General features: G+C 32.4%; 9 protein-coding genes and 1 pseudogene. 3 read left to right on the forward strand and 7 right to left on the reverse strand.

Going from position 1 to position 9076, the window contains the following annotated elements:
- Nucleotides 1-12 precede the first annotated feature (12 nt).
- Nucleotides 13-915 carry a hypothetical protein gene (locus IMO47_RS02705; RefSeq protein ID WP_196074454.1) on the reverse strand — a complete coding sequence of 301 codons (903 nt, stop codon included), beginning with the start codon at nt 913-915 and terminating at the stop codon, nt 13-15.
- A gap of 236 nt (nt 916-1151) precedes the next feature.
- A complete protein-coding gene (locus tag IMO47_RS02710) occupies nt 1152-1604 on the reverse strand; it encodes a hypothetical protein (RefSeq protein WP_196074455.1) in 453 nt (150 codons plus the stop codon).
- A gap of 281 nt (nt 1605-1885) precedes the next feature.
- On the opposite strand from IMO47_RS02710, the gene IMO47_RS02715 reads away from it, so the two are divergent.
- Together IMO47_RS02715 and IMO47_RS02720 are read left to right on the forward strand one after the other, a co-directional pair.
- Entirely contained in the window at nt 1886-2236 is a 351-nt protein-coding gene (locus tag IMO47_RS02715) for a hypothetical protein (protein WP_196074456.1), read from the forward strand.
- 134 nt (nt 2237-2370) lie between these two features.
- Nucleotides 2371-2610: pseudogene (locus IMO47_RS02720) on the forward strand (4Fe-4S dicluster domain-containing protein); the annotation flags it as partial.
- A gap of 24 nt (nt 2611-2634) precedes the next feature.
- Here IMO47_RS02720 and IMO47_RS02725 read toward each other — a convergent pair.
- Together IMO47_RS02725 and IMO47_RS19530 are read right to left on the reverse strand one after the other, a co-directional pair.
- Nucleotides 2635-3132 (reverse strand): hypothetical protein, encoded by a 498-nt coding sequence (locus IMO47_RS02725; protein WP_196077839.1) that lies wholly within the window; start codon nt 3130-3132, stop codon nt 2635-2637.
- 215 nt (nt 3133-3347) lie between these two features.
- Nucleotides 3348-3530 carry a hypothetical protein gene (locus IMO47_RS19530; protein ID WP_227552212.1) on the reverse strand — a complete coding sequence of 61 codons (183 nt, stop codon included), beginning with the start codon at nt 3528-3530 and terminating at the stop codon, nt 3348-3350.
- A 303-nt stretch (nt 3531-3833) separates the two neighbouring features.
- Here IMO47_RS19530 and IMO47_RS02735 point away from each other — a divergent pair, with 303 nt between their 5' ends.
- A complete protein-coding gene (locus tag IMO47_RS02735) occupies nt 3834-4868 on the forward strand; it encodes an SUMF1/EgtB/PvdO family nonheme iron enzyme (protein ID WP_196075406.1) in 1035 nt (344 codons plus the stop codon).
- Between the two features lie 858 nt (nt 4869-5726).
- Here the strand turns inward: IMO47_RS02735 and IMO47_RS02740 are convergent.
- The 3 genes from IMO47_RS02740 to vgrG form a co-directional block, all read right to left on the reverse strand.
- The gene (locus IMO47_RS02740; protein WP_227552405.1) at nt 5727-6089 is read right to left on the reverse strand and encodes a hypothetical protein; all 363 of its coding nucleotides are present in this window, start codon (nt 6087-6089) and stop codon (nt 5727-5729) included.
- Between the two features lie 7 nt (nt 6090-6096).
- Entirely contained in the window at nt 6097-7395 is a 1299-nt protein-coding gene (locus IMO47_RS02745; protein ID WP_196075404.1) for a hypothetical protein, read from the reverse strand.
- The coding region (gene vgrG / locus IMO47_RS02750) for a type VI secretion system tip protein VgrG (protein ID WP_196077886.1) at nt 7388-9076 on the reverse strand (1689 nt) is incomplete at its 5' end. The genes IMO47_RS02745 and vgrG, both read right to left, overlap by 8 nt.

Genomic DNA, 9076 nt, shown 5'->3' on the forward strand with positions numbered 1-9076 from the left:
TAAGAAATATAACTAATGAACATTCAAAAATTTAAAAACGTTAGGATTTTGATAATCTTTGTTGATGCTGTAACCAAGCTTTTGCATTTTATTCTCAGATCTATCTCTTTCAATCTTCCATTTATTCAAATCATTAGACAGTAATGTGTTCCAATCTTTATCTCTAATTTTCTCATCATATTGGTAAAAATAATGAGAAAAGAAAGTAACGAAATCCAAATGAATTTTCACATCATCAATAGATTCACGAAAATTTATCGTTAAGATGACATTGTTTTTATAAAATCTAAGAGGTTGACGTTTTAAATCACTCGAATACTTCTCCCATTTTTCTTCACTATCTAAATAAAAACCATCCAAACTCCCGAGATAGTTAGGTATTTTATTATTCGCTTCAAATGATTGCTTTCCAAATATTCTTGGCTCAGACTCGAAGTAAAAGACTTTCCAACCATTTTTATTCAATTGCTTTACAATTCCCTCATAAGCAAGGTAACTACTTTTTTCATTAATTTTTTTGGACTCTATATTGCTCATATCAAAACCTATATCTGTAACTCCTTGCTTTGAATAGTTAGTATCTAATACAAAAACTAGATTTTCTAAATGATTAAAAACTAAAACTGTATGGTCATATCCATCTTTTAAATTTAACTTAAGCTTTCTTTCTTGGTTAGTATCTAAATTTGGTCTTATAAAACCTACACTTGCACCTGAACTATATTGTGAAAAAAATTTAGCATTATTACTAATTAAATTTTCTCTAGAAGCTCCAACAACAACACTAATAATATAATCCGATTCATTCATTTTCTTTTCTTCCTGTTGACTCATCGTCTCTGAGGATGAATCACATGCTGTCAAACTGGATATTAGTGTGATTGCCAAAATTTGGATCATTTTATTTGAACTCATTATGATTCTCGACTTAAATTATTGGCAATTTTTCAGTTACGTTGGCATTACTCATATATCTAAATTACTCTCAATATAACAATGGTACTTTTACTTAGCTATAAGTTATAAATATCTAAAAGTAGAATGAGCACTTTTTTTATTTATGAAAAAAATTTAATAAAAAAACTCTTTGTCTTTAGTCACATAATTAGATCTCCATGAATTAAAAGTGTGCATATGAAATGTAAAAAACCTTATAAAATGTTATCTAAATTTTCAATTTGATCTTCATTAAGATCTGTCAAAAAACGATTATATCCCGACCAACTTCCCATTGAGTTGCACTCCAGCACACTAATGAGTTTTTGATTTTTTTTAATCTGTAAAGCAGGATATCCTTTAATTGGAATGCTTAATGAATAGTAGTAATTACTTTTGTTAAAGAAAAAAATATCATTACCCATGACTACCTGATTAATTTTATTATTCCTGTTTTTACTATCATCAACCCGATATGACATTTCTATTTTTTGAGGTTTTCCAAATCGGTATTCTAAAAATTTATTTGTTTTACCACAAAATGAAATTTCTTTTTTCCCTGTTTGACAGGAAAAATAAATTTCTTCGCCTTTTAAACACAATGATTTTGCGTTGAGACTTGAACAACTTAATACTGCAATAATTAAAATAAATAATGATTTATTCATTACACACCATCCAATAATACTATCTTAGCATTTCTAGTTTCTCTTAATCGCCCCTCCCAATCTATGTAACCACCATTGATTGCATATGTCACGGATTTAGAAAGTTTCAACTCATTTTGTATATCAGAAGCACTGACTGCTAAAAAGTGTATTTACTGCTTTTCGGTGTGTATATGAATAGTCTCAATTCCTATCTTCCTGATAACAAAAACAATCTTTCTATGCTATTTGATTTACGCTAGTCTTAGTCAATGTTTAAATAATGCTCTGCTTTTAACAATATGATAAATCAAAAAATAGTTTCATTTTTTTTACTTTCCAGCCTGACACTCTCTGCTTGTGCAAAAACACCTTCTGAATCCAAACCCACAGAGGATACAGCACAACAAACGCATACTTCACCAAGCAGTGATCCAAATCTTAAAACTGAAATCAAACAGCTTATTGAACGAAACCAAAAAAATATCGTCACGATCCAAGGTGGTTCTTTCATTATGGGAGATTTTGCCATGATTACACGTGAACTTGAGCGTACCGTTCCTGATAGTATGGCAGTCAAAAACCACAGAGGAAATGTAGAAAAACCAACGTATGACACCTTTATCGGTTATTCACATAATCCAAATAATTAACCAACACATAAGATGGCCTAGGACAGTTTTAGAATGATCAACAATGAGGTTATATTACAAGATTATTAGATCTACCTAAAAGCCGATCATTTAAAAGAACCTGATTGTTTGAACGACTATCAAAGCCAGATGGTAAATTGACTGATCCAACAATTCCTGTCAATGTCAACTTGCCAAAATGGGATGAACCTGCTCAGCGTTACTGCCCTGCTGGTGTATATGAAATCATGGAAATGATGGTGGTTCTAAACACTTCCAGATTAACGCAGCAAACTGCGTTCACTGTAAGACTTTTGATATTAAAAATCTTTCTCAAAACATCACTTGGGTAACACTTGAGGTGTGGTGGTGGTCCTAACCATCCAAATATGTAAGTCAATAAACCCGCTTCGGCTGGTTTATTTATGCTGATTAAAAACAACTACTAATCTAACATAGCTTATTTGATCTTCAATTTTATTCATTGTGGAGTAAAATTCATAAGTAATAAATGGTTTTTTTTGATTAACAAAAACATGCTTATATAATAAATTTGGACTATATGGACTAGAATAAAGTGAAGATCCTTCTTTTACAGACTCAGAATATTTAAAGATGATATTATTATCTCTAAGTAAATTAACATCTACATTTATGGCTTTTTTAAATACTGGCTGATTTGATGGCGAGAAAATAAATTCATATTTATTATTCCTATCATTTAAATTGAGAACCTGAATTTTAGCTGGATAGCCAAACTTATTTTTAGATAAAACATATACTCCGTGGTCAGTTACAGTTCCATCTTTTAGCACATGTACTTTTAAAGGTCCTTCAAAAAAAAGACTACTATTCCATTTTTCTGTTTCACCCACTCTTGTGATTTCATTTATCAAAACAATAGTATTATCAATCATAATCTTATCCATCGGTCTAGAGTTTACTACAGAACTGAAAATTAAAAAAAATAAGAGGCTAATAAGCTTTGAATAATTCATTATCTAACCATTAAAATATGAATAAATTTTTAGAGGGTCTTCATGCCCCTCGATTAAGAACCAATCCGTAGTATTTACTGGATCAAATTCAGGAACCATAACACCATAGCCCATACTATTAGCTGAAGGTGTTCTTAAAAATATGTATATTTCAAATTTTCATTCTCTTTATCATTATCTAACTTAAAAGCAGCTAATAGCTCTTTTGCCTTTCCTACATTTGGATATTCAGGATAACTATAATATTTTAAATTAGAATTGGATAAATGCTCATTCCAAGCAAAAGGACATATAGCTTTTTTGGATATACCATACATTTTTACATAACCATAAGCATCAGAAATTTATCATTTAAAATACTTGAAAGAATTCTATAAGCTTCTTTTGCGCAGGTTTCATTAGTCATCGCACGATATTTTTTATCATTTACTACTTTTGCTCCCATTCACTTATTCATGAAAATGGAGATACTATTGATATCAGTAAAGGAAATGCATTTCGCTGTGTATATGAATAGTTCCAATTCCTGTACTCCTGATAACAAAACGATCTTCCTATGGAATAAAATTTAAGCTATGCTTAAACCATATTCAAATAACATTATGATTCAAAAAGATATAATGCAAATAAACCTAATCGCTCTTTTACTTTCAAGTTTAGCCTTATCCGCTTGTGCAAAAACACCCTCTGAATCCAAACCCACAGAGGATACGGCACAACAAACACATACGTCACCAAACAATGATCCAAATCTTAAAACTGAAATCAAACAACTTATTGAACGAAACCAAAAAAATATCGTCACGATCCAAGGTGGTTCTTTCATTATGGGAGATTTTGCCATGATTACACGTGAACTTGAAAGCACTGTTCCTGATAGCATGGCTGTGAAAAACCCTAAGGGAAATGTAGAAAAACCCTCGTATGACAGCCTTATCGGTTATTCACATAATCCAAATAATAAACCACCACATAAGGTAGTCTTGGACAGTTTTAAAATGACCAACAATAAGGTCACGTTACAAGATTATTTGATCTACCTAAAAGCCACCCATCAAGAACAACCCAAGTATGTAAATCGTTATCCTAAACAAATTTTTCATAAGCTGCCTGCAGGTGCCAATTGGTACAATGCACAAAAATATTGTCAATGGTTAGGCAGTCAAATCGGTGAAAGTATGGATTTACCCACTGAAGCACAGTGGGAATATGCTGCACGGAATCGTGGGCAATATGTACTTTATGCCACCAATGACGGTACCATGAAAAATGGTAAAAATATCTCCAGTTATGTACAATTAGAAGCCAATAAAACAAAATATGGATATCAAAGATCTGGACATTTACCTGTGCTTGGTGAGGTTCCCGCCAATCCCTTGGGATTGTATGATATGGTGACCAATAATAATGAATGGGTCCGCGATTGGTACAGTGAAAATTATTATGCGCAATCCCCAATTCATAACCCTACAGGTCCTGAAAAAGGCGAATTCAAGGTGATGCGCAGCGCTTTTCCTCAAGGCGGAGACAATGCTTCTGCAGGAGATGGTATGAATATAAATCGACAAAAATTAACCCCATCCTCAATTGTTCAGGAAAATGGAGATACTATTGATATCAGTAAAGGAAATGCATTTCGCTGTGTATATAAATAATTCCAATTCCTATACTCCTGATAACAAAAACGCTCTTTCTATAGAATAAAGTTTAAGCTATGCTTAAACCATATTTAAATAACACTATGATTCAAAAAGATATACTGCGAATAAACCTAATCGATTTTTTACTTTCAAGTTTAGACTAGTATACTTTTTTGGGTAAATTTAACTTAACCAACTGACCATCATTTTTTAAATCTGTTACACCTTACATTTAAATTCAATTATTTAAAATGAAATTAAAAATCGAACCAAATAATAAGACCCAACTAATCACACTAAAAATAAAAAAAATTGTTAAAAAATTATAATTATTTTTTATAAAATCCAACAATTCTGATTTCGAAAAATTATTCATGACAATATTATGCTTTTCATCATAAAATGGTATTTTACCACTCACCTTATAAAATATATTATATTGCACATACATCGCAAAGAAAAACAATTGAATTTCAAATATCTCAAAAAATAAAAATAATCTTTGTTAGAAATTTTAGATTTAATAAATTCATTTCTATTCATAAAACTTACAGAGTAAATATAACTAAAAATATAAATAACAAGACTAATAATTAAAAAAATAAAGTTTAAATTCATTATTTAAACAACCCCACACTTAAATAATACAATTTAACTACTCATCAAAAAACCTAAGTCAAGGCTCAGTTCTTCACTAGACTCTCCAAAGACAAAATTAATAGCAAGATTTTATTCATTAAAAATATCTTTCACATATTTATTTATCGTCTATGAGGGTGAAATATATGATGCTGCCAAACTAGATTTTAGTGTGATTATCAAAATCCAAACAATTATCAGCATATTTATATTATAAAAATAACTTAATTTTATTTACTTCAAGACTACCAAATCGTATTTTTTTCTAAAATTAATATTTCCACCATATGCATTTCTTGTTTGCCCTTCTATTATAATTTCATATTTCCCCATTTTAACAGGAACACCTTTAACTTCTATTCTATTATCACTATAAGGGGGATCTCCAATTCCAGTATTTAAAACCAATCCAGACTCTTTTGTTATATTACTATCAACAAATAATTCATCTACCAATATTACTTTTTCAATTTCAATTTTAACATTATAAGGCTCTCCTACTGAAGCTTTTGGTAATTTATCAGGTGTGATACTTGGAGTATTAGTGCAGCCTAATATAATAAAAGCTGACAATAAAATTAAAAATATATTTTTCATACTGATCCTAATTCAATTTCTTTTCGACGACGATAAACCAATACAAATTACTAGAAAAAAAACTCAGTTCTTGATCTTTAATTTTTTGATTACTTCCCCAAGTCGCACAATAAGCTGATACTATTTCATTATGTTGAGTTGAGGAAGTAACTAATTGTCCGTTTTTTGTTTTAATATTATCTGTAAATACAACCCAATGCGAAGGACCTCTAGCTTTAAGTTTAGTAAATCGAGGAATTTCTGGCTGTCCTTCTACAATAGCCCCCATTGTTAATGCTATCAAATAATGATTTTGCATTGAAAATGCATTTGCTTTTATTAAGCTTTCAACACGACTACTATAATTTCTTTCAGTATAGACTATTTTATAACCAATATTCTTTAACCAGCGCTCCATATCTGATGGTAGAGTAAATGCTGTAAAACCATTAAAACTATCACCAATAATACTTTGACTTTCAGCTGTATTATAATCAAATACTGAGTTTTCTGAATCTCTCAAACTTCCCATTGTTATCCAATCTACTGGTGAAATTCTTGGATTTAAAGTTACCTTATTATTAACACCTTTATTTTCCTTATAAAAACCTTGCACTTTTCTAGCACCGTCTAAAGAAGGTTTAATATTTAGATTATTAACCTTTACCTCTCCCTTCTCCCACAACTCTTTTACTATTTTAGCATATATTTTCTTATCGCTATTTAAAACACAATAAAAAAATGCAGCTGGACCACATAAATATGTACTACGTTGGTTTGGATACGGATCTTTTATCCTACTGTATAAACTTGTCTCAACACGTTCTTTAGTAAAAGGATCATTTGGATTCCCAGGAGGATATTTTTCTTCAATAAAAATTCTATTTGATGGTAGTTTCACTTCCACAACATTTGGATTGTTAGGTTGTGTCTGTTTCGTAATATTGTTTGTCTCTTTATATTTAACAATATCCAACTTAACATTGTATCTATCTTGAGAGCTAAACTCTTCAATTCTATTCGCACTCAAATATCTTTTAATAACATGAACTTCAGCACCATTTTTAGAAATTCTAAATAAATCAAAAATTAATATACATTCTTTTAATTTAGCAGGATCATTAACAACTATTTTTAAGATATGTGTTCTAAAATTTTTAGTTGACTTAATCAATAAGTTTTTTGCATATGGTAATATTTTATTATTGCTCTGATCTAAATAGTTAACATTTTTAACAGGATCATAGACCCGTAATGAATACCTCAAATCATTAATATCAACATTAGAATCCAAAGAAACATATGGATAAAAATCAAAATTAGCCATTATCTATCTCATCAATATTTATAAACTCATCATTTATTAAATGTAAATCCACTTTTTCAGGTTGAATTGTTGTTACTGTTTTAGTATAACCATTCTCATCTGTCATACCCTCCACCCTACTTCCATTCTCTAAGAAAAAATAATATTTCATATTTCTTTTAATATTTCCGTCATCATCTTTCACCAACATTTTCAAATCATATGAATTTCTATCACCTATTTTAGGTAAACTAATATTAGAACTAGTAACTTTCGCACCACCTAAAAACTTATGTTGTCCAGCTTTGACTTCAAACTTACCTGGCGTGGTTGGTAAAACACCTGCTCCACTTATCTCAATTTTTGTACCATCAGCAATTAGCACAATTTTCTTACTGGCGATAAATTCAATACGATCTTCTGTCGAAATGATTTGAATGCCTTTTCGGGCGATCAAATCTGCGCTATCCCCTTGGGCTTGGATCTCGACTTTTCCCTTTCCTGCATAAAGCCTTGCGCCTTCCTGTGCCGCAAACATACTGATCTTGTTTTGTGCATGCACCAACAAATTCTTTTGTGTGCTCAGATTGATGCTATCCCCTGCACTAAGACTGATTTGTTTATCAGCAGAAAGATGAATGTCTTCATTGCTTGATAATGCAATTGAGTTTGGAGATGCTAAAACCATCAAGGCTTGCTTAAATGCATCGGCTTGATCTTTGGATTCATCAGACTGTTCTTTTTCCAAATCTGAAATAAATGACTTCAAATAATCTAGATTTTCCAAAGGATCCGTCTGTTGGTTCTTGGCAACTTCACTTAAGGCTTTGGCATTATTCAGGTTATTTTCTAGCTGACTTTTGGCTTCTGTCGCATCCAGATGATTGCCTGATGCGCCATCTTGTGCATAGGTGCTGACCAGTAAACCTTGCCCTGCGCGTACAGCACCCCATTGATCCGTTCTTAGCTCAAAGCCTTCTCCTCGCCCGTCACTGCTCTCGGTTTCTTTAGGATGGCTGAGATTGCCAAGGTTGAGTTGACTCGCGCCATGACTGCTGTGCAACTGGCTGCTGATCTGGTTGGTGGTATCGTCAAAACGCAGTTGGTTATAGCCACTGCCTTGATATTCCTTGCTTTTAATCCCTGCCAACTTCTTGGTATCAGGCAGCTTGCCTTTGTTATCAAACTTGCTCGGGCTGCGTTGCGCTTCATGGATTCGACCCACCACAAACGGTCTGTCAATGTTGCCATCAAAGAAGTCGATAACAACAATCTCCCCAATCCTCGGTAGGAAGCGTGCCCCATAACCTTCGCCTGCCCAGGGTGTCAATACATCAACCCAAGCTGAGTCAGTATCATTGTCATTCGAGCCTGCACCACCATCGTGACTGTGGTCTTCATTGCGGGTAAACAGGAAGCGTACTTTGATGCGCCCCCATTCATCCACATGGATTTCTTCTCCACTTGGACCAACCACTTTGGCGCGTTGTGGATATGCCACTGGACGGTGTTTGAGTGGGTTGTATTCTGCTGCTGTGCTGATGTTTCTGCGTTGTAACGTCAGTTGGTTGGCTTGGCGTTCGTCACTGTTGTTTGTGGTGATATTGGTAAGCTGCCAATGGCTTTGTTCAACTAAACGATTGATTTGTTCGTTGAGGTCTTTGGGAAGGTTGTTTTGGTTGTAGTAGCGCTTTTCAATGAT

Origin of the sequence: Acinetobacter sp. Res13-Abat-PEC15-P4-01, from assembly GCF_015676285.1 — a bacterium.
GTDB lineage: Bacteria > Pseudomonadota > Gammaproteobacteria > Pseudomonadales > Moraxellaceae > Acinetobacter > Acinetobacter nematophilus.